Here is a 24,151-nt window from a genome sequence, read left to right on the forward strand (position 1 = left end):
GATATTGCATAAAGCAGGCCAGGTTTTGCGTTGTGTCGAGGGATCTCATAAATAATGCTAATAATCATACAGATAGACCGTTACTCTGCGATGCAGGAAAGGCGGTAAGCTGTGAAACACATGATTCCTGATTTGCAATCAGGAAATTATTGGTTCAGAAAATGGCCGTGGTTGAGGGATTTTGCACCACTGTCGTGCACCAGTTTGGCTTAAGGGCGTTGCGCCAGCAGAGTGAACCTTGTCAAAGGCAGGCTGAGGGCAAGAGGTGCGTAAAAAGAAATATTCATTTCACTATGCGATTTAATGAAACTTAAAAGGAAGGCGGTGTTTTGTCTCTCCCTGCTTATTTTGACGCCTGACCGGGAAGGGACGACCGCATCAGTGCAGGCTTCACGCTGGCGTTTGTCGTCACAGCATACAGGCACTAACTTCCCCCTAGACAAGTCATGTACAGCCATTGCTGGCGAGCCGTTCAGAGCGACATGCAAAAATGCGATCTGCCCCGCTAAAAAGTAATTTTTCAAAAATATTTATTTGAAAAATTTATTCCATTGTAATAGCTTCTCAGCATGCTTTTGGCTTTTCCTGCCCAGCCAGCATGCCACTTCTTGTGCTTTGCCTGCTGGAACCGTACATACCAAAGAGGCAACATCATGACTATCGTAGGAAATTTTATTGGCGGTAAAACCACGTTCAGTGCCAGCAACGAAACCATTCCTGTGTTCGATCCGGCAACCGGCAAGGTGATCCGTGAACTTACCCAATGCAGCGCAGACGAAGTGGCCCAGGCAATCGACGTGGCGCATGCAGCCTTTCCTGCCTGGTCCAAAACCGCCCCGCTGCGCCGCGCACGCGTGATGTTCAACTTTAAAGCCTTAATGGAACAGCATCGTGATGAGCTGGCGGCGCTGATCGTGTCCGAGCACGGCAAAGTCTGGTCTGATGCGTTGGGTGAACTGACGCGCGGGATTGAGGTGATTGAGTTCGCCTGCGGCATTCCTCACCTGCTTAAGGGGGAGAACTCGCCTAACGTGGGCGGCGGCGTAGACAGCTACTCGCTCATGCAGCCGGTCGGCGTGGTTGCAGGGATTACCCCCTTCAATTTCCCCGCCATGGTGCCACTGTGGATGTTCCCTATTGCCCTGGCCTGCGGCAACACCTTTGTACTTAAACCCCCTGCGCTGGATCCGTCTGCCGCCGTGCGCATGGCGGAGTTACTGAAAGAAGCGGGCCTGCCGGATGGCGTTTTCAACGTGGTACACAGTTCGAATGAGAATGCAGAACAGCTTTACAAAGATCCCCGTATCGCGGCCGTTAGCTTTGTGGGTTCGTCGGGTGTGGCTGAGCACATTTACAAAACGGCCAGCGCGCACGGCAAACGCGTGCAGGCATTTGGCGCGGCCAAAAACCACGCTATCGTCATGCCTGATGCTGACCTGGACGCCACGGTCAATGCCATCATGGGGGGCGCATTTGGCTCGGCGGGTGAACGCTGCATGGCGTTGCCTGTCGTGGTCGCAGTAGGCGATGACACCGCCGATAAACTGATTTCGCGCCTGACGCCGCTGATTAAAGCATTACGCGTCGGGCCGGGCATGAGTAAGGGCAGTGACGAGAATGAAATGGGGCCTGTCGTTTCGGCCGCCCATCAGAAGAAAGTGCTGGGTTATATCGACATCGGCGAGCAGGAAGGGGCAACGCTGGTTGTGGATGGTCGTCACCAGAAGGTTGCAGGTTATGAGGACGGCTACTATGTCGGTGGAACGTTATTCGATCACGTAACCCCAGAGATGGTGATCTGGCGTGAAGAAATCTTTGGCCCGGTGCTGAGCATCATGCGCGCGCCGGATTACGACAGTGCGCTGAAACTGGTTAACAGTCACGAATTCGGCAACGGCAGCGCCATTTTTACCAGTAATGGTCACACGGCGCGTGAATTTGTCCAAAACGTCGAAGCCGGAATGGTCGGCGTCAACGTGCCCGTGCCGGTGCCAATGGCATTCCACAGTTTTGGTGGCTGGAAGCGCTCGGTGTTTGGCGCACTGAATGTCCACGGTCCGGACGGCGTGCGTTTTTATACGCGCATGAAAACAGCGACCGTCCGTTGGCCGAGCGGCCAGCAAACGGTTTCTGAATTCAGTATGCCGACGTTGGGTTGAGTGGGCGCTGAGTGACAGCGTATTGACGATAAAGGGCGATGGATTAGGAGACGGCGGATGTCATTACTCTCAAAGGTAAAACAGCCCGATGAGCAGGGGCGCATACAGCAGGTAACGCCAGACAGTGCGGGCTGGCGCTATGTGGGTTTCGAGTCTTTCCTGTTAAAACAAGGACAGACGCTCGACATGACCAGCGGTGACAGCGAGCTTTGCCTGGTGCTGGTGGCAGGCCTGGCCTCGATTAGCACACGTCATGCAAACTTTCCGGGGTTAGGTAAGCGAATGTCGCCGTTTGAACGTACGCCGCCTTATTCCGTGTATGTCCCTCATGATGATGCAGTGACGGTAAGAGCGGACAGCGATCTTGAGCTGGCGGTCTGCAAGGCACCGGGGCAGGGCGACAATCTGCCCGCCCGACTGATTGCGCCAGAAGATGTCGGCGTTGAGCGGCGCGGCAAAGGCCACAACCAGCGACTTGTGCACAACATTCTGCCGGACAGTGAACCGGCAAATAGCTTGCTGGTGGTGGAAGTGTTTACCGATGAGGGCAATACCAGTTCGTATCCGAGTCACAAGCACGACCAGGAAAACAGCGAGAACGAAACCTATCTGGAAGAAACCTATTACCACCGTTTTGAACCCGAACAGGGCTTCGCGATGCAGCGCGTTTATACGGACGATCGTTCTCTGGATGAGTGCATGGCTGTTTATAACCGGGATGTCGTCACCGTACCGCGCGGTTACCATCCTGTAGCAACCCTGGCTGGCTATAACAATTACTACCTTAACGTTATGGCAGGGCCGGTTCGCCTGTGGAAATTCAGCTGGGAACAGGATCATGCCTGGATCAACAGCGATCGCTATCCGTCACGTTAATCACGGCTGAAAGCAAAACGGCAGCCTGAGGGCTAATGCGGGTCATTTAAGGCCCGGTTGACCGATCCAGTGGCAGGTATCAAAGGGGGTCATGTTCATCATGAACCCTTTTTTATGGAACTCTCACAGGCTCTGGGCATCATTCATTCCACTTCTCCCGAACGCGCCCGTTCGCTCTCTGATCTTATTCCCGCTGAGCTTCAGCAGAGCCATCAGTGAGATATCGCGGCTCCTGATGAGTTACCCCGGGCACGGTTCCGGGCGAACTGAGAACGCCGTATGAAAAGGCGAGATGGCTGATACTGCCGGGGCGAAGAGAACCAAGTTATCCGCGGGAGCGGCGAATAAGATCCCGGAAATATGCCGATAAAAAAAGGCTGGTCCCCCTAAGTGACCAGCATTAAGCCTGAGGGCTGCTTTTTTGTTGCTGCAGAGGGCGTTTCTCGCCGGGACGCGCGGCGGCGTCATGCTCCCGGCTTTATTGAGGGCGCGTGTATCATGTGTTCAGGTATGACCTGTAAGCAAAGCCGCCGCAGCTGGCGGCATGTCAGGAGAGCTGACCGGACTGCGCATTCGCCAGCGCCAGGGATACGGCCAGCGTTTGTGCCAGGCACAGCGAGGCAACCTGAGAGCGAAAACCGTCAACCTGGGCTTCGCGTACAACGAAACAGACGTCACTGAAGGCGGCAAGTGGGCTGACCTGGCTGTCAGTGATCGCGATTAAGCTGGCACCGCGTTTGGCCCCCAACTCGACCACTTCTACCGCCTCCCTTGCATAGGGTGAACAGCTGATGGCAATCACCACATCTTTGGGCGTGACCAGATTAAGCTGTTCTGTAAACATGCCGCCCAGCCCGTCAATCAGGAAGGCACGGCGTTCCAGATGGCGCAGGGCATACACTAGATAGGAGGCAACGCTAAACGACCGCCGCAGGCCGATTACGTAGACATTTTCGGCTTCGTTCAGAAGCTGCACGGTTTTGTCTAACTGGTCCGGGCTCACCTGCATGGCCAGCTGCTGCAGGGCCTGACTGTTGACCATGGTGAAAACATTGAGAATTTCAGCCGGACTTTCGGGCGAATTCGCAGCATCGTCCGCTGCTGTCTGACGAAACAGCCGCGCTCGTTCTGTATAGTTGACGGTCTCTTCCATCAGATGCTGACGAAAAACCTGTTTCATTTCGTTGAAACCGCTGAAGCCAAATGCATTAGCAAAGCGAATCAGCGTAGATGGCGGAACGTCGGCCTGCTGCGCAATAGAGGCCACGGTGTCAAAAGCAATACTGTTACTGTTATCAAGGATATAACGAGCCACCTGCTTCAGACGCTTGCTCAGCGTTTCGTAGCGACGGCGAATCTCGTCCTGCAGCAGTGAAAGTTGGGAGGGATTATTACTCATGACATCTGCTCATTTGCGGAAAACGTGGCTGGATAATGAACGCTATGATATCAGATGGTTGGAAAATTTCATTTTTTTGTTATGTATGCAGCTTTTATTTCATTGGTTTATGAAATGACTCACAGATTCACCGCGACAGGGGCGACGCGCGGGCGAGCTGGCCACTAAAACAGGCTGCATCCGATGAGGGCACAGCCTTACACAAGACCTGATCATTCTCTTCAGGGCGGATAACAGTCTTACAGTCCGGTATTCTCCCGAATATATTTTCTTGCCTTTACCGCGTACTCGAACGGATTGGCCAACGCAGGATCCTGTTCAGCCTCAACCACCATCCAGCCTTGATAGCCGTAGTCATCAAGAATTTTGAAAACCGGTTTAAAATCAATCACGCCGTCGCCTGGAACGGTGAATGTGCCCTTTTTCACACCGTCCAGAAACGACAGGTGCTGGTCACGCACTTCTGCGACAATCTCATCCCGCACGTCTTTCAGATGAACGTGGAAAATGCGCGGCAGATGGGTTTTCAGCACTGCCAGCATCACGTCCTGTGAGCCTTCAGAATAATAGATGTGGCCGGTATCATAGAGTAAACCGACATTGTCATGCGTGAGCGCCATGAAACGGTCGATTTCCGCGGGCGTCTGAATGCCGGTGCCCATATGGTGGTGCAGGCAAACGCGCATCCCTTTCGCGGCGGCAAGGTCGGCAAGCGTATTGTAGCCTTCCGCCGTTCTCTGCCACTCGTCATCGTTAAACACCGGTTTGTGATCGAACACTGCCCGTGCTGTGCCCTGAATACTTTTACTCTGCTCTGAACAGCCGATCACCCGGGCACCCATTTCATAGAGAAAATTCATGTGCGCCGTAAAACCCTCAAGGGTCTCATCTTTGTCACCCTGCGCAAAAAATGTGCTGAACCAGGCGTTGCAGATCTGAATGCCGCGAATATCGAGCATTGGCTTGAGAATGGCAGGATCGCGTGGGTATTTGCTACCCACTTCACTCCCTGAGAAGCCCGCCAGTGCCATCTCGCTGACGGTTTGCTGAAAGGTATTCTCGCTGCCCAGCTCGGGCATATCATCATTTGTCCAGCCAATGGGCGCTATCGCCAGCTTTACGTTATCGTTGTTCATTGTTTACCTTCCAAAGGCGAGAGATTTAGTTATAGAATGCCGGACGAGCGGGCATTTCAATCGGTTCAATGGCACCGCTTTTCTGCGCCTTGATACAGGCGTCAGCGGCGACGGAGGCGGCAAAACCATCCCAGGCAGACGGACCGGTTAACTGCCCGGCTTTCACGTCGTTGATAAACGCCTGCAGTTCGACGTCGTAAGCCTCGATAAAGCGGTCTTTCCAGTCGACTAAAATGGTGTTGGAAAGTTTGGCCTGTTTGCGCAGCTGCACTGACGAAGGCTCCGGCAGTCTGGCGATGCCTTCTTCACCCACTACCTCACACTGAATGTCGTAGCCGTAGGTACAGTTAACAAAAATTTCTACATCGATGCGCACCCCTTTTTGCGTTTCAAACAGGACGATTTGCGGATCTTTCAGATGCGGACGCGCTTTGGAACTGACGCGCGGGAAAACCACCTGCACGCTTTTGTAGTCGTCACTCGTCAGCCAGCGCAGTACGTCAAGTTCATGAATTAACGTATTGGTGATCGCCATTTCCGTATTGTAATTTTCGGGCACCGTCGGATTGCGATGCGCGCAATGCAGCATGAGCGGCTCGCCGATTTCACCGTCGGTAATCACTTTTTTCAGCGCCCGGTAGCCGGCATCGTAAGGCCGCATAAAACCCACCTGAACCAGCCGCTTACCGTGCTGAATTTCTGCTTCGACTACCCGACGGCAACCCTCTGCGCTCATGGCCAGCGGTTTTTCACAGAACACCGGCTTACCCGCCGCGATGGCCGCCAGGGTAAACTCTTCATGCGTCGGATCCCATGAGGTCACCAGCACCGCATCCACATCAGGTGACTGAATCACCTCATAGCCATCCTTGCAGACTTGCGCATCACTATTCAGCCGTTGCAGTGCAGCCTGCGCGCCTTCAACGTTGATATCGGATACCGCGACCACTCTTGCCCCTTGTAAGACATTGTTGCAGCGGCGAATGTGTTCCTGACCAATCGCGCCTGTTCCAATCACACCAAGTTTCAATGTCATAATTACACCTGTAGGGTTAAATCGAAGAGAAGAAACAAGGGCCGTCAGACGGCCCGGAAATCAGTATTTGCGGGCCTGTGCCAGATGCGCATTCAGTTTGTCCGCCACATCCTGCGTGCGCGCCGATTGGGCAGTTTGTGCAACGCCAACGTGCCACCAGCTGAAATATTTATGAATCATGGTCTTGGGCAGTACTTTAATATCTATCAGCGTAGAAACCTGCTGTGTTTTCGCATCGTCCAGCGCAGCCTTAAGCTGTTCCAGCGTGCTGACGCGATAGGTCTTGCACCCATAACCGGCAGCAATTGCGGCAAAGTCTACCGGCACCAGGCTGCCGTTTAGCTTACCGCTGTCCGTATTGCGGAAGCGAAACTCGGTAATGAAGCTGTCCATACCGTGCTCCATTTGCAGGTTGTTAATGCAGCCATTGCTCATGTTATCCAGCAGCACCACGTTGATTTTGGCACCCTCCTGAATGGAGGTCACCAGCTCGGAATGCAGCATCATAAAAGAGCCGTCGCCGACCAGGGCATAGACTTCCCGCTGGGGCTCCGCAAGCTTAACGCCTAACGCCGCATTCACTTCATATCCCATACAGGAATAGCCGTATTCGAGGTGATAGCCGTTATAGCCGCGCGTGCGCCAGACGCGTTGCAGGTCGCCGGGCAGGCTGCCTGCAGCACCGACGATGACGGCATCGGCAGGCAAATGTTGGTTGAGGGTACCCAAGACACTGCTTTGGGTCAGCAGAGACTGCGTCAAGCGATTGAATTCGGCGTAGACGGCGTCCCGATCCAGATGGTCGGCAATCTCGGGCACAAATTCAGCATCGTTATGTGTAACGTGATACACGCGCTGTCTTTCTTCTTCTAACTGGTGCCGCGCCTCGGCAACCTGCGTGCCCCAGTCGTTGCCGTAGTGCTGCGAAACCAGCCCATGACTGAGCGCCAGCAGGGCTTCACGCGCATCGGCAAGCAGCTGCACGCCGTCCAGTTTGTAGCTGTCAAAATTGCTGACGTTGATGTTAAGAAAGCTCACTTCCGGATGCCGGAAAATCCATTTCGATGAGGTGGTAAAATCGGTATAGCGTGTGCCAATCCCAATCACCAGATCGGCGTCTTTTGCCAGCAGGTTTGCCGCCAGACAGCCGGTTTCACCTACGCCGCCAACGTTGAGCGGATGATCGGACAGCAGCGTCCCTTTTCCGGCCTGCGTTTCAGCGAACGGAATCTGATACCGTTCAGCGAACGCCTGCAGCGCCTCGCCCGCCCCCGAATATTTGACGCCACCGCCGCAGATAATCAGCGGCTTACGTTTGCGGATAATAAGCTTCAGCGCATCTTCAAGTTGGGCCACGGTGGGCTGACGACGGTCCAGTCGGTGCACGCGTTTCTGGAAGAAATAGTCGGGGTAATCCCAGGCTTCGCCTTGCACATCTTGCGGTAAAGAGAGCGTGACGGCCCCGGTTTCAGCGGGGTCGGTGAGCACGCGCATCGCATTAATACAGGCGCTCATTAACTGTTCAGGGCGGCTGATGCGATCCCAGTATTTACTGACCGCTCTGAAGGCATCATTGGTGCTGATGCTCAGATCCCAGGATTGCTCAATCTGTTGCAACACCGGGTCAGGTTGTCGGGTGGCAAAAACGTCACCGGGCAGCAGCAGCAGGGGAATTCGGTTCGCCGTCGCCGTGGCCGCCGCCGTTAACATGTTGGCCGCACCCGGGCCAACAGAAGAGGTGCAGGCGATGATCTGACGCCGCAGGGATTGTTTGGCAAAGCCGGTTGCAGCGTGCGCCATTCCCTGCTCATTGCGTCCCTGGTATACCACCAGATCCCCACTGTCCTGTTCCAGTGCCTGGCCCAGACCCAGTACATTGCCATGGCCAAAAATGGCAAAAATGCCATGGACAAACTTCGTCTCATGCCCGTCTACGTCAATGTATTGATTATCAAGAAATTTAACTAATGCCTGTGCGGTAGTCAGTTTGATGGTGGCCATAAACTTTCCTCAACGTGCTGGCTGTAGCGGCGTCCGGCCCCGCGTATAAACGGCGTGACGTAACGGAGAGAGCTACCGGGATAACTGAAATGTCAGAGGATTATAAACAAATGCATTTTTCATAAAATACAATTACAGAAGAAATATTTCATTTTGCGAGGGGGATCAAATTTACATTCCTGCCGATCCCACGTAATACGCAGGAAAGGGGGGAACTGGAATGATTGGTGAGAGTTGCCGTTTTTTAAGATATTTCATTTCATTGTCAGGTCAGCCCTAAAAGACGGGCGGTGAGTCTGCCGCCTTGTGGTACGCGGTGCGCAGGGCATGGCGATAAAGTACCGGGGAGCGACAGATTTTTAACTGGTTCACATAATTGCATTGTAAGTTTCATTTTGAATTGAGTTTGGAATATTTGTTCCTCATACTGTGTTTATCGCTAATCAGACACCTTCAGACCCCGATATCCAACTTGTCCACAGTGTCTGCTCATCACAGAAGGAAACCAGAAGCATGAGTACACAACAGAAGCGTCTTGATGTGATTTGTATTGGACGCATCGCCGTAGACTTCTATGGTCAGCAAATTGGCGCGCGACTGGAGGACACCACGTCCTTTGCCAAATATCTTGGCGGTTCATCGGGTAACGTCGCTTATGGCACCGCTATTCAGGGGTTGCGTTCAGCCATGCTGGCGCGCGTGGGCGATGAGCATAACGGCCGTTTTTTACGTGAAAGCCTGCAAAGGGTTGGGTGTAATACCGATGCGCTGATAACGGATAAAAAACGCCTTACTGCCCTGGTGATTCTCGGCATCAAAGACGACGAAACGTTCCCACTCATTTTTTATCGTGATAACTGCGCCGATATGGGGCTGGTGCCAGAGGATATCGAGGAGTCCTTTATCGCCTCCTCCCGCTCGGTAGCGGTCACCGGCACGCACTTGTCACATCCCCAGACCCGGGCGGCTGTGCTAAAGGCGCTGGAGCTCGCCCGCAAAAACGGCCTGCGAACGGCGCTGGATATCGACTACCGGCCAGTATTGTGGGGATTAACCTCGCTGGGTGACGGTGAAACACGTTTCATTGCATCGTCAGAGGTAACGGCGCAACTGCAGCAGGTCGTCCACTATTTCGATCTTATCGTAGGCACCGAAGAAGAATTCCATATCGCGGGCGGCAGCACCGATACGCTGACGGCGCTGAGAAATGTCCGTGAGGTCAGTAAGGCTACGCTGGTCTGTAAGCGGGGTGCAATGGGATGCGTTGTCTTTGAACATGAGATTCCGGAAAGCTGGGAGCAGGTAACGCTGCACAGCGGCGTGCGCGTCGAGGTGTTAAACGTGCTGGGCGCAGGTGACGCGTTTATGTCGGGCCTGCTGCGTGGCTGGTTAAATGATGAAGGCTGGGAGCAGGCCTGCCGTTATGCCAATGCCTGCGGTGCGTTGGTGGTTTCACGCCATGGTTGCGCGCCGGCGATGCCGACCCGAGAAGAACTGGACGATTTTCTGAGCCGCGAAAACGCCGTCAAGCGTCCGGATCTGGACAGTCGATTAACGCACCTGCACCGCGTGACCACCCGGCAGCGTGCCTGGCCGGAACTCAATATCTTTGCCTTTGACCATCGTAAGCAACTGGTCGATATGGCCAAGGCAGCGGGGGCTGACGTCAGCCACATTCCTCAACTCAAGCTCCTGCTGCTCCAGGCCGCAGAGCAGGCGGTACAGCAGGCAGGCATTGAAAGCAAAAGCGGCATTCTGGCCGATACCACCTTCGGGCAACGGACGCTTAACGCCATTACCGGCAAGAACAGATGGATCGGGCGGCCGATAGAGTTACCGGGATCCCGACCGTTACGCCTTGAACACGGCGATATCGGCACACAGCTTGCCAACTGGCCAATGGAGCACGTGGTAAAATGTCTGGTGTTTTATCACCCGCATGACAGCGCCGAACTGCGTGAAGAGCAGGATGCCGTGTTGCTGGATGTCTGGAAAGGCTGTAACAAAAGCGGGCATGAACTGCTGTTGGAAGTGATTCTGCCAGAGGGGCAGCCAGACCGTAACGAAGCCTGTTATCTGGCGGTTCTGAGCCACTTTTATGCGTTGGGAATCAAGCCGGACTGGTGGAAATTACCGCCCCTGTCAACAGCGAGCTGGCAGGCCATTGGCACCCTGATTGAGGCGCAGGATCCTCACTGTCGCGGTATCCTGTTGCTCGGGCTGGATGCGCCAGAGGAGACGCTGAAACTCGGTTTCGCTGCGGCTGCGGCTGCGCCATGGGTGAAAGGCTTCGCGGTGGGACGGACGATTTTTGCCCAGCCTTCAAGTCAGTGGTTGCAGGGTGAAATTGACGACGCGGCGCTGGTAACGGCTGTAAAAGATAACTATCTGCGTTTGATTGATTACTGGCGCACGGCACGCGAGCAGGCGTGAAAAGAACCAGAATCGAGCCGTGTGGAGACGTGCTTTCCCACGCGGCTCGCTGTTTTCAGGGCGGGAACCTGAAATAACACCCATATCAGGCAAGGGCCTGTTGCGGTTATTTCAGTTTAATGCTCTTCACTACCGTTTCAGCATCGCTTTGCGCCTGCTGCTGGTTCTGGCCCGGCAGCGTGATCTGCATGGTCATCAGCTTACCATCCACCTTTGCCAACACGACGGAAGACCAGGAGGTCTGGTTATTGGCTGAGATCACGGTGTCCAGCTGCTGTGCAGGTTCGCCGCCCAGGGTGACCGCTTTGTTAGAGACAACCTGTAGCTGCGGATCGCGGTTACGCTGCTGTTGTTCCATGCGCTGTGATAAAACATCCAGCCCTTCGTTAGTGGGATCACCTGCAATGACGATAATCGCCCGCGCGCCGCTTTCATCAGCATACACGTGCATATTGGTGCTTTGTGAGCCCAGCTTGCCGCTCTTATCGGACATGCCCGGCGGTAAGGCGAAGCTTAACTTGCCATCCATCAGCGTCACGGTTTGTGCCGACTGACTGGCAGATGCGCCGTTGTCGTTTGCCGCGTCATCTTTCTTTTGGTCACAGGCGGCAAGGCCGAGGACCAGCAAACCAATTCCCGCATATTTCACTAAATTACGCATCAGAATCCCTTTTTAAATTTCCACTCAGGCGTTTATACAACAGGAATCAGGCTGCAAACGCAACCTGAGTATTGTCAGAAGATTTTAGCGGATTGTCAGGAAAGGCTGTATTGCCGGTTAGCTGAAATGTATCTGTGGTTGAGCCTGGCGTTCGGCCAGACGTTTCAACGCCGCATTGAGCAACACACCATAGGCAGGCAGGAAGAACACCATGCAGATCAGCACCTTGAAACTGTAATCGACCAGGGCGATTTCCACCCAGTGCTGCGCCATAAACGCATCGGAGCTTTTATAGAAGGCGATAAAAAAGAACGCCAGCGTGTCGCTGATATTACCTAAAAACATGGCACAGCCGGGCGCTATCCACCACTGCGGCAGGCGACGCAGGCGGTTAAAGACATGCACATCCAGAATCTGGCCCAGCGCGTAAGCCATAAAGCTGGCGCAGGCGATACGGGCGACAAACAGGTTCACCTGCTGCAATGCCTGCCAGCCTTGCCACTCGCCCTGATAAAACAGGCTGGAGATGGTATAGGAGATAAACAACGCCGGCACCATGACCGCCAGAATAATCCGCCGTGCAAGCGGCGCGCCAAAAATGCGGACGGTCAGATCGGTCGCCAGGAAGATAAACGGGAAACTAAAGGCGCCCCAGGTGGTATGGAAACCAAAAAGGGAGACGGGCAACTGCACCAGATAATTACTGGAGGTAATCACCAGCAGGTGAAACAGGGACAGCCAGAAAAGCGCATAAGTGCGCTGACGCGGGGTAAATGCGAGCATAGTTAGCCTTTTTAATCGTGGGGTGAGGGAACCCATTGCAGGGCGCAGATCGGTCCGCGCACTACGGTTTCATGAACAAAAAACGGCCGCATCTTACCCTGGTGTGCTATTAATGCAATGGCTAATTTTAACGCAATCGTTATCGCCTTGCGTCAAAGGGCTGACGCGCTAGAATAAGCGCCCGCCAACCTGAATTGAGATCGTGATGAGTGATGCATTTTCTTCCGCCGACCATCAACTGGATGCGTTAGGCCTGCGCTGTCCCGAACCGGTCATGATGGTTCGCAAAACCGTGCGCGGGATGCAGGATGGTGAAACGCTACTGATCGTGGCTGACGATCCGGCGACCACGCGGGATATTCCCGGTTTTTGCCGCTTTATGGAGCATCGCCTGTTGGTCGCGCAAACCGACACGCTGCCTTATCAGTTTTTGATCAGAAAAGGGATGGGCGAATAACGGCGGCACCTGCCGCCGTCAGGTTGTTAATCCCGCGTGCGCAGCAGCCGCAACGCGTTCGCCGTGACCAGCGCGGTCGCGCCAGAATCAGCCAGCACCGCCAGCCACAATCCGGTCAGTCCGAGAAGCGTGGTAACCAGAAACAGCGCCTTAAGCCCTAACGCAATGCCGATATTCTGACGAATAATTGCCCGGGTGCGACGCGCCAGACCGATCATTGGAGCCAGATGGCTAAGCTGATTGCGCGTCAGAGCCGCATCGGCTGCTTCCAGCGCGACATCGGTGCCGCTGCCCATGGCGATGCCCAGCGTGGCCGCCTTCATGGCTGGCGCATCATTGATGCCGTCGCCCACCATTGCCACAACCTGATGCTGACTGAGCTGGCGAACCCGCTCAACCTTGTCGGCGGGTAATAAGCCTGCGTGCCACGCGATATCCAGTTGTTGCGCCACCACAGCCGCCGCTCGCGGGTTATCCCCTGTGAGCATAATGCTGTTGATGCCGAGCGCCTTTAACGCCTGCAACGCGGCAGGCGTTTCACTGCGCAGCCGATCGCGCAACGCGAGCGCACCCAGCGCATCGCCATTACGCAGCACAATCACCAGGGTTTCGCCCTGGGCTTCCTGCTCGCTAATCATGTCCAGTTGCCGGGCGTTCAGCGCGTTGACGTAGGCCGGTGCCAGCAGTTCAATGCGCTGGCCTGCAACCTCGGCCCTGATGCCGCTGCCGGCGATGGCCTGTTGATGCGCGGCTGCCGGAATTGTCAGGGATTTCGCCTGGGCCGCAGCCACAATTGCCGTAGCCAGCGGATGCGTGGAGCCCCGTTCAACGGCGGCGCCCAGCAGCAGAATCTCGTCTTCACTGAGATCGCCGAATGACAAAATGCGGGTTAACTGCGGTTTGCCTTCCGTGAGCGTCCCGGTTTTATCGAACGCAATCGTCTGCACCGTACTCAGGCGTTCCAGGGCTGCACCGCCCTTGATTAAAGCGCCGCGCCGCGCCGCGGTCGCAAGGCCAGACGTAATGGCCGCTGGCGTCGAGATCACCAGTGCACAGGGGCAACCGATGAGAAGTAACGTCAGCCCTTTGTAGATCCACGGTAGCCATGGACCCGCGCCGAGCAGCGGCGGTATGACCATGACCAGCAGCGCCAGCAGCATGATTGCAGGCGTGTAAATGCGGCTGAAATTATCGATAAAGCGTTCCACCGGAGCACGATGGCTTTCGGCTTCCTCAATCAGCTGCAAAATGCGGTCAATCGCGCTCTCGCCGGGTTTTGACACCACGTCCAGCGTCACCAGCCTGTCCACGCTGGTGGCGCCAGCAAGCACCTTATCGCCCCGCATGCGAAGAACCGGCAAAGACTCGCCAGTTAAGGCGCTTTCATCGAAGCTGGCGCTTTCCGCGACCAGGCATCCGTCAACCGGCAGGCGACCACCGGCGGCAACCTCTATACGGTCGCCTGGCTGCAGCGCCGCCAGTGGAACCTCACTGCGAACGCCATTTTGCAGGCGCACGGCCGATTCGGGACGGATCGCCATCAGCTGACTCACGCCACTGCGCGCACGGGTTGCCGCATAGGCCTCCAGGCGTTCACCCAGTTGGAACAGCAGCAACACCATGGCTGCTTCCGCATGGGCGCCAATCAACAGCGCGCCCGCCGACGCCAGCGTCATCAGGGTTTCAATCGTAAAAGCGGAGCCGGTTCGTAGACGTTGCCAGGCTTTACGCGCGACCGGTGCCAGACCAACCAGCGTGGTGAGAATAAATAATCGATCGCCCCACACAGCATTGACCTGGCTGAGCGCAACGCTGGCCAGCATTAACCCGGCGAGCAGAAAAAGGGGGATATGTGTTTGCCAGGGGGCGGGTGAAGAAGCGGAAGCAGCGGCGGAGGAGAGTTGAAATCCGGCTTTTCTGACGGCGTCTTCTATCGCGCCTTGAACCGGTGCGCGGGCGTCAACAATCAGCTTCTCACTGGAGAATACGACGCGGGCCTGGGTGACGTCAGGAAGCTGACGAACGGCCGTTTCGATAGCGCGGGCACAGCTGGGGCAGTCCATGCCGCTGACCAGCCAGCTGAACTGAAAAGCATCTGAGGACCGTCGTCGGTCACCTTCGTCATTGGCTTCACTGCTGGATGAACTGCCGCACGCGCAGTCACCACCGCAGCCATTGCCGTCAGAAATTTCAGGCGTTGCCGCAGTAACAGACAGCGTACCGGAACGAACAGGGCGGATTGCACAAAGCGGTTTTGCGGCACGGTGCGTACCGCAGGGCTTACCGCAGCCACAAGCATGATGTTGATGCATATAACCTCCGGAAGACGTGGGCACCATGCCCACGCCTTATCTTACACCCGACGGTTTATTCCATCTTCAGATTTATTGTGACGCTTTCTTAGTAAATCCACAGGGAGCGGACAATCATAAAGTGGCCCGCAAAATAGCAGGCTGCGACAATGGCGCTGTCCGCGCTAAAGCGGCGACGGTAATGGCTGATAAACCACACAATATTGGCCAAAAGAAGCAGGGCCGAACCGACGAGAATCGAAAAGCTGTAATCGCTGGGACGGAAAAAATATTGCTCTGCCGCCATCCAGTTCATCACCAGCGTCATGCCAATAAGCGTACAGACCGGCCAGCGTAGCGTTTCCAGCTTGCTCCACAGAATGCCAATCACGACAACCCCGATGATCAAAAAGGTCAGCGGAATGGGCCAGTAGAAACTCATCGTCATGTTGGCGGCGAAGCACAGCGTATAGAGCAGATGCGACAGGAAAAACGCGCCCAGCGCGTAGAGCGTCTGCTGACGTGGAAGCAGCGTCAGCGTATCGCCGACAAGTGTGGCGACCAGCCCGGCCACAATCAGATAGTCTGACGTGTTGCGCGTGGGGGCTTGCCAGGCGAGGCCGACTAACAGCAGTAAGGTTACCGGCTTGAATAACCAGCGTTGCCATTGAGGTCCCCGGTAAGAGGCATCCACATACAGCCAGCCGGAGAAAAGTACCGCGAGAAAGGACCAGAGCATTGCTTCTCCCTATTGACCAAAAATGGTGACAGTTCCTGAAATACTCCTGTCAGTCTAGGTTACGCCAGCCTGATGTGACAATCGGTCAACTCTGGTTGTATGCTTTAGCGCGCCATGTACGCCATCTGTAACCTGAGAAACGTTGGGATATTATGAAACCACCGCTACTTTTTATCATTGTGCTGGCTGTTATCGCCGTTTTAGCGACTCGCCAGTTCATCAAACAGCGGCGTGAAGCCGCCGTCAACGATGCCTCGCCGGTTCGCACCCTGACAGTCGAAGTGAAAGCCAAACGTGAGTTTTCTGTTTCCAGTCGGCGCTCGCGTGAACGGGAAGTGATCGCCGGTGATGAAATGCGCTATGAGGCCTGGTTTCATCCGCTGAACGGCGAAAGCGATATTAAGATGCGGGTAAGTGAAAGCGACTACCATCTGATGGACAAGGGCACGCAAGGGGAACTGACTCTGCAGGGCTCGCGCTTTATTCAGTTTACGCCCGCCCGGCACTGACGGCGGGCCAGGTGCCCGCCGTGACGACTTACTTACGTGGGAAGTTTTTTTTCTGCCACGCGACCAGTTCGAATACGCCAAACAAAAAGACTTTTATCTGGGTGACACGATCGATCGGCGGCGCATCTTTACCTTGGGTGGTGCGCAGCAGGACCAACTGCAGACCATGCATCAGAATCATAAATATCAGAGCCACATTGATAAACCAGGTCAGTGGCTTAGGATAAGGATGAATCAGGTTAAACAGTAAAAAACCCCATACGCACAGCATCAGCAGGCGTCCTAAATTAAGTAACATCGTGTGTCTCCTGTTGGCGCTGATATAAGCGATAGGCCACCTGGCCGGCAATTTTTTCGCGGTATAGATCCCAGTGTGCTGGAACCGGGGGAGCACCGCGTTCAACTTCACTTTCAACGTAGATGAGTGCGTCAGCAGTCAGCCAGCCGTTATTCTCCAGCAGTTGCAGCGTTTGTTCCAGCAGGCCCTGACGAAACGGCGGGTCGATAAACACGATATTAAACGGCTTACCGCTCTGCGCCAGCCATGTCAGCGTATTGGTCTGCACAACCTGGCCGTTGGCGGCCTGAAGCGTCTGTAAATTTTTGGCCAACTGCTGCGCTACCGGGCGTTCCAGCTCCAGTAACGTTGCCGACGCGGCGAAACGCGACAAGGCTTCCAGCCCCAGCGCACCACTGCCGGCAAAGCAGTCCAGACAGTTGGCCGCCTGAATAGAGGGCGCCAGCCAGTTAAACAGCGTTTCACGCACTCTGTCGGTAGTCGGACGCAGTCCGGCGCTGTCCGGCACCGGCAATTTGCGGCCGCGCCACTGTCCGCCAATAATGCGGATTTGGCCTGCACCACCAGTCTTACGGGGAGGTTTTATCATCTTGCTCACAAATCTTCATAATTTGTTGCGTAGTTTAACGGGCGAAACGATGAGAAGAAACGTTAAAAAAGGGTGCTGTGGTGAGCTGGCTGGAAAGTGTTAGACTACAGCGTTGCTGCTGTTATGCATAATTCTGCGGTTTGACGCTCATCTGGCGTTTATCACCAATACTGTTTTTAACCCTGGGAACATTGTGCTACCGGGATGAAGCCATCGAGGAGTGTGGTTACACAATGGCAAAAGAGAAAAAACGAGGCTTTTTTTCCTGGCTGGGATTTGGCAAAGAAGAAGAGAAACAACCCTCAACGGAAGCGCAGGCATCACAAACTGCACAACCGGAAGTCCAGCAGCCAGAACAGGAAGCCCCGGCAATAAGTCAGGCGGAGATCCACGCGGAAGAGACCGTTGCAACGACTGAAAAAGTCGTTGAACAGCAACACGCAGCGGATCCCGATAGCGAAGTAAAGCTGACAGCAATTACCCCATCGGCTGAAAACGTGCCTGATCCGCATGATGGCGTTATCACGCCCGCAGAACCTGCGTCCGAGCCTGTGGACGATGAGGCGCCGCTCAGCGATGACGAACTCGCGGCACTGGCGCTGGCCGATGCGGAGATCGTGGAGGTTACGCCGCACGAGCCTGAAATCCTCCAGTCCAAATCTGTCCCGGTGGCTGACGAAGCACCGCTCAGCGATGACGAACTCGCCGCACTGGCGCTGGCCGATGCGGATATCGTGGAGGTTACGCCGCACGAGCCTGAAATCCTTCAGTCCGAATCTGTCCCGGTGGCTGACGAGGCACCGCTCAGCGATGACGAACTCGCCGCGCTGGCGCTGGCCGATGCGGATATCGTGGAGGTTACGCCGCACGAGCCTGAAATCCTTCAGTCCGAACCTGTCCCGGTGGCAGACGAGGCACCGCTCAGCGATGATGAACTCGCCGCACTGGCGCTGGCCGACGCGGATGCCGTTGAGGATGTTCCAGAAAACGCCGATCGGGTGGAGCCGACAGATACCGTCAGCGATCTTCCTTTAGCCGCCGCGCCACTGGTGACGCAGGAGCAGGATCGTCCGACAAAAGAGGGCTTCTTTGCCCGCCTGAAACGCAGCCTGGTGAAAACCCGTCAGAACCTGGGATCGGGTTTTATCGGCCTGTTCCGTGGCAAAAAGATTGATGATGAGCTTTTTGAAGAGCTCGAAGAGCAACTGCTGATTGCGGATGTGGGGGTCGAAACGACGCGCCGTATCATCACCAGCCTGACGCAGCATGCCGACCGTAAACAGCTTCGCGATGCAGAGGCGCTTTATGGCCTGCTGAAAACTGAAATGGCCGACATTCTGGCGAAAGTGGAAGAACCGCTTAATGTTGAAGGCAAAACGCCTTTTGTCATTTTGATGGTCGGTGTTAACGGCGTAGGTAAAACGACCACCATCGGCAAGCTGGCTCGTCAGTATCAGGCAGAAGGCAAGTCGGTCATGCTGGCGGCGGGCGACACCTTCCGTGCAGCGGCCGTTGAACAGCTTCAGGTATGGGGCCAGCGTAACAACATTTCTGTGGTGGCGCAGCATACCGGTGCCGATTCCGCTTCGGTGATTTTCGATGCGATTCAGGCCGCGAAATCCCGTGGCGTTGACGTGTTAATCGCCGACACCGCAGGCCGTTTGCAAAACAAATCGCACCTGATGGAAGAACTGAAGAAAATTACGCGCGTCATGAAAAAGCTGGATGAGCAGGCGCCGCATGAAGTCATGCTGACAATTGATGCCAGCACCGGGCAAAATGCCATCAGCCAGGCCAAACTGTTCCATGAAGCGGTTGGTCTGACCGGTATTACCCTGACAAAACTGGATGGCACGGCCAAAGGCGGTGTGATTTTCTCGGTGGCAGATCAGTTTGGCATCCCTATCCGGTACATCGGTGTCGGAGAAGGCATCGAAGATTTACGGCCGTTCAAGGCCGAGGATTTTATTGAGGCATTGTTTGCCCGAGAGGACTAATTAGGATGATTCGCTTTGAAGAGGTCAGTAAGGCATATCTCGGCGGACGTCAGGCGCTGCAGGGCGTAGATTTTCATCTACGTCCCGGTGAAATGGCGTTTCTGACCGGCCATTCTGGCGCAGGGAAAAGTACCTTGCTGAAGCTGATTTGTGGCATTGAGCGTCCCAGCGCCGGACAAATCTGGTTTAGCGGGCATGATATTTCACGCCTGCGTAACAGCGAGGTGCCGTTTCTGCGCCGTCAGATTGGTATGATCTTTCAGGATCACCACCTGCTGATGGATCGTTCTGTCTATGACAACGTGGCCATTCCGCTGATCATCTCCGGTGCCAGCGGGGAAGATATCCGGCGGCGTGTTTCAGCCGCGTTAGATAAAGTGGGCCTGCTCGACAAAGCGAAAAGTTATCCTATTCAACTTTCCGGTGGTGAACAGCAGCGCGTGGGTATTGCACGCGCCGTGGTGAATAAACCGGCGGTGCTGTTGGCTGATGAACCAACCGGTAACCTGGATGAGGCGCTGTCTGAAGACATCCTGCGCCTGTTTGAAGAGTTTAACCGCGTTGGGGTGACGGTCCTGATGGCGACACACGATGTGGGGCTAATCGGTCGCCGAAATTATCGGGTGATGACGCTAAATAAAGGACGCCTGCACGGAGGCCACGATGGTCAATAAACGCAACAAACGCGCGGCCGCGCCGAAGGCGAAGCAACCGTCGAAAAGCAAAGCGTTACGCGGCGGCTGGCAGGAGCAGTGGCGCTATGCGCTGCGCGGTACGTTGTCTGACATGTGGCGTCAGCCGTTAGCGACGTTGCTGACGGTGATGGTTATCGCGATCTCTTTGACGTTGCCCAGCGTGTGTTACATGGTGTGGAAAAACGTTAGCCAGGCCGCCACTCAGTGGTATCCCGCGCCGCAGCTGACGGTCTATCTCTCCAAAACGCTGGATGATGCCGCCGCCGAAAACGTGACGACTCAGCTGAAGCAGGTCGATGGCGTGGACCACGTTAACTACCTGACGCGTGAAGAAGCCCTGAACGAATTCCGTAACTGGTCAGGCTTTGGCGGCGCGATGGATATGCTGGAGCAGAATCCTCTCCCGGCCGTGGTCATCATTACGCCTAAACTGACCTTCCAGAATTCCGACACGCTACAAACTCTGCGCGACAGGGTGGCGAAAGTGCAGGGCGTTGACGAAGTGCGCATGGATGACAGTTGGTTTGCTCGTCTTGCGGCGCTGACCGGGCTGGTGGGGCAGATTGCCTCCATGATCGGTATCTTAATGATCGTGGCGGTGTTCCTGGTGATTGGTAACAGCGTCAGGCTGAGCATTTTTGCCCGGCGCGATACCATCAACGTGCAGAAGTTGATCGGGGCGACCGACGGGTTTATTCTGCGTCCGTTCCTGTATGGCGGTGCGTTGTTAGGTTTCTCTGGTGCCGTGTTATCGCTGCTTCTTTCCGAAGTGCTGGTCCTGCGTTTGCAGTCCGTGGTGGCCCATGTTGCCTCGGTGTTTGGCACGACCTTCTCGCTGGAAGGGTTCTCCTGGGATGAGGCACTGTTGCTGCTGCTGATCGCGGCGATTATTGGATGGGTTGCGGCCTGGCTGGCTACGGTACAACATTTACGCCGATTTACGCCGCAGTAAACCTCTGCAACATTTTTTTGTTATAATCATCCTCTGCTGCCGACAATGGGTGCAGAGGATATTGCCCCGCTGTCATCTGTGTGTAAAATATTCACTGCTAAAATTGAACTTGTGGATAACTTTGTTTTCCAAGTAGCACAGATTGCTTTTGGTTTTCCTGCGACGTTGACATAATGTGACGTGCGCTTAAGGAAAGATGCGGCAATTCCACTGATTTTGTGAGGGTTTGAATGACCAAAGAAATGCAAACTTTAGCTATTGCTCCTCTGGGCAACCTGGAATCTTACGTTCGGGCTGCCAACACCTGGCCGATGCTGTCGGCAGAAGAGGAAAAGGCGTTGGCTGAACGGCTGCATTACCAGGGCGATCTGGATGCGGCTAAGACGCTGATCCTGTCTCACCTACGCTTTGTTGTTCATATCGCTCGTAACTACTCAGGTTACGGCCTGCCTCAGGCTGACCTGATTCAGGAAGGTAACATCGGCTTGATGAAAGCCGTTCGTCGCTTTAATCCTGAAGTTGGCGTCCGTCTGGTATCCTTTGCCGTACACTGGATTAAAGCGGAAATTCACGAATATGTGCTGCGTAACTGGCGTATCGTGAAAGTGGCGACCACGAAGGCACAGCGCAAGCTGTTCTTTAACCTGCGTAAAACCAAGCAGCGCCTGGGCTGGTTTAATCAGGACGAAGTAGAAATGGTCGCGCGCGAGTTGGGCGTGAGCAGCAAAGATGTGCGGGAAATGGAATCGCGCATGGCCGCTCAGGATATGACCTTCGATATGTCCGCTGATGACGAAAGCGGTGAAGGTAAATCCATGGCGCCGGTGCTGTATCTCCAGGATAAAACCTCTGATTTTGCCGACGGTATCGAAGAGGATAACTGGGAGTCACATGCAGCCGACAAGCTGACGTACGCAATGGAAGGCCTGGACGAGCGCAGCCAGCATATCATTCGCGCCCGCTGGCTGGATGAGGACAACAAAACTACCCTGCAGGAACTGGCCGATCGTTATGGCGTTTCCGCAGAGCGCGTCCGACAGCTTGAAAAGAACGCGATGAAGAAACTCCGAATGGCTATCGAAGCCTGACGAGACAGGGCGACTTCAGGTCGCCCTTTTTTATTGTCTGTTTTTTTATTTTACCCAGCCGTCAACCTGGGCGCGAAAACCACAGGCCTGCATAAACGCCGCCCGAATACGTTGATCGTCACTGCCGTCATCGGCAATCCACCAGTCGTTTAACGATGGATTCTGCTTCATCGTCTCTTCCAGCAAATACTGTCCTACGCCACGTCGCCGGGTAACATCTCTTACAGCCAAATGATGCACTTTGCCGTGAATACCTGAAATTTCAAGTTGTAATGCAGCCAGTAGACGATCGTTGAAGCGCGCCGCATAAAGACGATGGCTTTCATTCAACGCTGTCTCCAGCTTTTCTATATCGATCTCAGGCCAGATTTTCCCCAGATCTATCCGGTCCTGTAGCGTCAACGAGGTGAGACGCAAAATGGTGAGCTTCATAATAAACACCTGTGCGTGTAAAAAGTCGTTAGTGTAGTCAATTCCCGTTACCGGAACCCTGGCACATTTTAGGCAATAAAACAGGTCAAAACAGCGACAGAGTGCCAGGATAATAGCTATAAACATGATATCCGCTTTTAAAGGCAGCATAACGCGCTGGCCTGGTGAGTAAAAGCCACGCATTGGCTCCAGAGGATTATGCTGCTTTTGGCTGCGAATCATGAATATGTCAGTTGCTTTACAGAATAAACTTCCTGTTTAATAGACTGAAATATAAAGCCTTATTATTAATAAAAGCCAGAAAAGCGTGCTAACTCATTATTGTTAAATCAGTTTTCCACTTTATCTGGCAGAAAATAAAACCACTCACAACAAACACGACACAACTGATGGGGTAGTTCGCATGAAAATGACAGGTCGCGCGTTACTGGCAGGATGCGTTGCATTGGCGATGAGCCATGCGGCAATGGCGAAAGAGATTAAAATAGCTATCGTAGGCGCCGCTACTGGTCCGGTCGCGCAATACGGTGATATGGAATTTACCGGCGCTGCGCAGGCGATTAAAGATATTAATGCCAAAGGCGGCGTGAACGGCGACAAACTGGTCGGTGTGGAATATGACGACGCCTGCGACCCAAAACAAGCGGTTGCGGTGGCGAACAAGGTGATCAACGACGGCATTAAGTATGTTATCGGCCACCTGTGCTCCTCCTCAACTCAGCCCGCTTCAGATATCTACAACGACGAAGGCGTGCTGATGATTACCCCCGCGGCCACGGCACCTGAACTCACGGCACGTGGCTATGCAGATGTGATGCGCACCACCGGTCTGGATTCTGACCAGGGCCCAACGGCGGCGAACTACATTCTGGATGTGATCAAACCTAAACGTATCGCTGTGGTGCATGACAAACAGCAGTATGGCCAGGGCCTCGCGGAATCCGTACAAAAAACCCTGAAGGCCAAAGGCGGCAACGTGGTGATGTTCGAAGGTATCACCGCGGGCGATAAAGATTTCTCTACGCTGGTTGCGCGTCTGAAGAAAGAGAACGTGGATTTCGTGTACTACGGTGGTTACTACCCGGAGCTGGGCCAGATTCTGCGCCAGGCGAAAGCGGCAGGCCTGAAAGCCGGCTTTATGGGACCAGAAGGTGTGGGTAACGCCTCGCTGTCTAACATCGCAGGCGACGCTTCTGAAGGGCTGTATGTAACCTTACCAAAACGTTACGACCAGCTGCCGCAGAACAAGGCGATTGTTGAAGCCATTAAAGCGAATACCGCGTCTAACCGCAAAGATCCAACCGGCCCCTTTGTCTGGACAACCTACGCGGCGATTCAGTCTCTGGTAACTGGTATTGAACGCAGTAAGAGCGATGAGCCAGATGCGATTGCGAAGAACCTGAAAACCGGCGCGCCTGTGCCGACAGTGATGGGTGACCTGAGCTGGGATCAGAAAGGCGATCTGAAAGGCTTCGAGTTTGGTGTCTTCAAATGGCACAAAGACGGTTCATCCACCGCGGTTAAATAAGGTCATGACGCTTCCCTGCAGCCTTTGCTCGGGGAAGCAGGCCAAAGCGATGCGCCCTGTGGGGCAATGCTTTCGCCTTGCTAACCCTCTCC

21 protein-coding genes are annotated in these 24,151 nt (G+C 54.7%); 10 read left to right on the forward strand and 11 right to left on the reverse strand.

Features of this window, described 5'->3' with window-relative positions; translation table 11 throughout:
* Positions 1-653: 653 nt before the first annotated feature.
* The gene (locus tag NXS97_RS14370; RefSeq protein ID WP_014604821.1) at positions 654-2,159 is read left to right on the forward strand and encodes a CoA-acylating methylmalonate-semialdehyde dehydrogenase; all 1,506 of its coding nucleotides are present in this window, start codon (positions 654-656) and stop codon (positions 2,157-2,159) included.
* A gap of 57 nt (positions 2,160-2,216) precedes the next feature.
* Positions 2,217-3,035: a 5-deoxy-glucuronate isomerase gene (gene iolB / locus NXS97_RS14375; protein ID WP_014594813.1), complete on the forward strand. Its 819-nt coding sequence runs from the start codon at positions 2,217-2,219 to the stop codon at positions 3,033-3,035.
* A 547-nt stretch (positions 3,036-3,582) separates the two neighbouring features.
* Here the strand turns inward: iolB and NXS97_RS14380 are convergent.
* The 4 genes from NXS97_RS14380 to iolD form a co-directional block, all read right to left on the reverse strand.
* Positions 3,583-4,434: a MurR/RpiR family transcriptional regulator gene (locus NXS97_RS14380; RefSeq protein ID WP_013027575.1), complete on the reverse strand. Its 852-nt coding sequence runs from the start codon at positions 4,432-4,434 to the stop codon at positions 3,583-3,585.
* A 239-nt stretch (positions 4,435-4,673) separates the two neighbouring features.
* The gene (iolE, locus tag NXS97_RS14385) at positions 4,674-5,570 is read right to left on the reverse strand and encodes a myo-inosose-2 dehydratase (RefSeq protein ID WP_013027574.1); all 897 of its coding nucleotides are present in this window, start codon (positions 5,568-5,570) and stop codon (positions 4,674-4,676) included.
* Between the two features lie 25 nt (positions 5,571-5,595).
* Positions 5,596-6,606 (reverse strand): Gfo/Idh/MocA family protein, encoded by a 1,011-nt coding sequence (locus NXS97_RS14390; protein WP_013027573.1) that lies wholly within the window; start codon positions 6,604-6,606, stop codon positions 5,596-5,598.
* Between the two features lie 60 nt (positions 6,607-6,666).
* Positions 6,667-8,607 (reverse strand): 3D-(3,5/4)-trihydroxycyclohexane-1,2-dione acylhydrolase (decyclizing), encoded by a 1,941-nt coding sequence (gene iolD / locus NXS97_RS14395; protein ID WP_019106369.1) that lies wholly within the window; start codon positions 8,605-8,607, stop codon positions 6,667-6,669.
* Positions 8,608-9,120: 513 nt separating this feature from the next.
* Here iolD and iolC point away from each other — a divergent pair.
* Positions 9,121-11,040, forward strand: a complete 1,920-nt coding sequence (gene iolC / locus NXS97_RS14400; RefSeq protein ID WP_019106370.1) for a 5-dehydro-2-deoxygluconokinase — start codon at positions 9,121-9,123, stop codon at positions 11,038-11,040.
* Positions 11,041-11,146: 106 nt separating this feature from the next.
* On the opposite strand, the gene NXS97_RS14405 is transcribed toward iolC, so the two are convergent.
* Positions 11,147-11,701, reverse strand: coding sequence for a DcrB family lipoprotein (locus NXS97_RS14405; RefSeq protein WP_013027570.1), 555 nt, complete (start codon positions 11,699-11,701; stop codon positions 11,147-11,149).
* A 117-nt stretch (positions 11,702-11,818) separates the two neighbouring features.
* Positions 11,819-12,484 (reverse strand): 7-cyano-7-deazaguanine/7-aminomethyl-7-deazaguanine transporter, encoded by a 666-nt coding sequence (locus NXS97_RS14410; protein ID WP_019106371.1) that lies wholly within the window; start codon positions 12,482-12,484, stop codon positions 11,819-11,821.
* A 205-nt stretch (positions 12,485-12,689) separates the two neighbouring features.
* Here NXS97_RS14410 and tusA point away from each other — a divergent pair, with 205 nt between their 5' ends.
* Positions 12,690-12,941, forward strand: a complete 252-nt coding sequence (tusA, locus tag NXS97_RS14415; protein ID WP_014604827.1) for a sulfurtransferase TusA — start codon at positions 12,690-12,692, stop codon at positions 12,939-12,941.
* Between the two features lie 26 nt (positions 12,942-12,967).
* Here the strand turns inward: tusA and NXS97_RS14420 are convergent, their stop codons facing one another.
* Both NXS97_RS14420 and NXS97_RS14425 read right to left on the reverse strand, forming a co-directional pair.
* Positions 12,968-15,253: a zinc/cadmium/mercury/lead-transporting ATPase gene (locus NXS97_RS14420; RefSeq protein ID WP_019106372.1), complete on the reverse strand. Its 2,286-nt coding sequence runs from the start codon at positions 15,251-15,253 to the stop codon at positions 12,968-12,970.
* 88 nt (positions 15,254-15,341) lie between these two features.
* Positions 15,342-15,971 carry a lysoplasmalogenase gene (locus tag NXS97_RS14425; protein ID WP_013027566.1) on the reverse strand — a complete coding sequence of 210 codons (630 nt, stop codon included), beginning with the start codon at positions 15,969-15,971 and terminating at the stop codon, positions 15,342-15,344.
* 152 nt (positions 15,972-16,123) lie between these two features.
* Between NXS97_RS14425 and NXS97_RS14430 the strand changes: the two genes are divergently transcribed.
* Entirely contained in the window at positions 16,124-16,480 is a 357-nt protein-coding gene (locus tag NXS97_RS14430; protein WP_019106373.1) for a DUF2500 domain-containing protein, read from the forward strand.
* A gap of 28 nt (positions 16,481-16,508) precedes the next feature.
* On the opposite strand, the gene NXS97_RS14435 is transcribed toward NXS97_RS14430, so the two are convergent.
* Both NXS97_RS14435 and rsmD read right to left on the reverse strand, forming a co-directional pair.
* Complete coding sequence (locus NXS97_RS14435; protein ID WP_013027564.1) at positions 16,509-16,778, reverse strand: DUF1145 family protein; 270 nt, start codon at positions 16,776-16,778, stop codon at positions 16,509-16,511.
* Entirely contained in the window at positions 16,768-17,367 is a 600-nt protein-coding gene (gene rsmD, locus NXS97_RS14440) for a 16S rRNA (guanine(966)-N(2))-methyltransferase (protein ID WP_014594808.1), read from the reverse strand. The genes NXS97_RS14435 and rsmD overlap by 11 nt, the downstream gene beginning before the upstream one ends.
* Before the next feature lie 233 nt (positions 17,368-17,600).
* Here rsmD and ftsY point away from each other — a divergent pair, with 233 nt between their 5' ends.
* The 4 genes from ftsY to rpoH all read left to right on the forward strand — a co-directional run bounded on the left by ftsY (position 17,601) and on the right by rpoH (position 22,099).
* Positions 17,601-19,364, forward strand: a complete 1,764-nt coding sequence (ftsY, locus tag NXS97_RS14445; RefSeq protein ID WP_019106873.1) for a signal recognition particle-docking protein FtsY — start codon at positions 17,601-17,603, stop codon at positions 19,362-19,364.
* A gap of 5 nt (positions 19,365-19,369) precedes the next feature.
* A complete protein-coding gene (gene ftsE / locus NXS97_RS14450) occupies positions 19,370-20,038 on the forward strand; it encodes a cell division ATP-binding protein FtsE (protein WP_013027561.1) in 669 nt (222 codons plus the stop codon).
* Positions 20,028-21,011 (forward strand): permease-like cell division protein FtsX, encoded by a 984-nt coding sequence (gene ftsX, locus NXS97_RS14455; RefSeq protein ID WP_014594806.1) that lies wholly within the window; start codon positions 20,028-20,030, stop codon positions 21,009-21,011. The genes ftsE and ftsX overlap by 11 nt, the downstream gene beginning before the upstream one ends.
* A gap of 230 nt (positions 21,012-21,241) precedes the next feature.
* The gene (rpoH, locus tag NXS97_RS14460; RefSeq protein WP_013027559.1) at positions 21,242-22,099 is read left to right on the forward strand and encodes an RNA polymerase sigma factor RpoH; all 858 of its coding nucleotides are present in this window, start codon (positions 21,242-21,244) and stop codon (positions 22,097-22,099) included.
* Between the two features lie 45 nt (positions 22,100-22,144).
* Here the strand turns inward: rpoH and panM are convergent, their stop codons facing one another.
* Positions 22,145-22,531, reverse strand: coding sequence for an aspartate 1-decarboxylase autocleavage activator PanM (gene panM, locus NXS97_RS14465; protein ID WP_014604831.1), 387 nt, complete (start codon positions 22,529-22,531; stop codon positions 22,145-22,147).
* A 403-nt stretch (positions 22,532-22,934) separates the two neighbouring features.
* Here panM and NXS97_RS14470 point away from each other — a divergent pair, with 403 nt between their 5' ends.
* The gene (locus NXS97_RS14470) at positions 22,935-24,059 is read left to right on the forward strand and encodes a branched-chain amino acid ABC transporter substrate-binding protein (protein WP_013027557.1); all 1,125 of its coding nucleotides are present in this window, start codon (positions 22,935-22,937) and stop codon (positions 24,057-24,059) included.
* Positions 24,060-24,151 lie beyond the last annotated feature (92 nt).

The sequence above is a fragment of the Pantoea sp. B623 genome, from assembly GCF_024814475.1.
In the GTDB taxonomy this organism is placed as follows: domain Bacteria; phylum Pseudomonadota; class Gammaproteobacteria; order Enterobacterales; family Enterobacteriaceae; genus Pantoea; species Pantoea ananatis.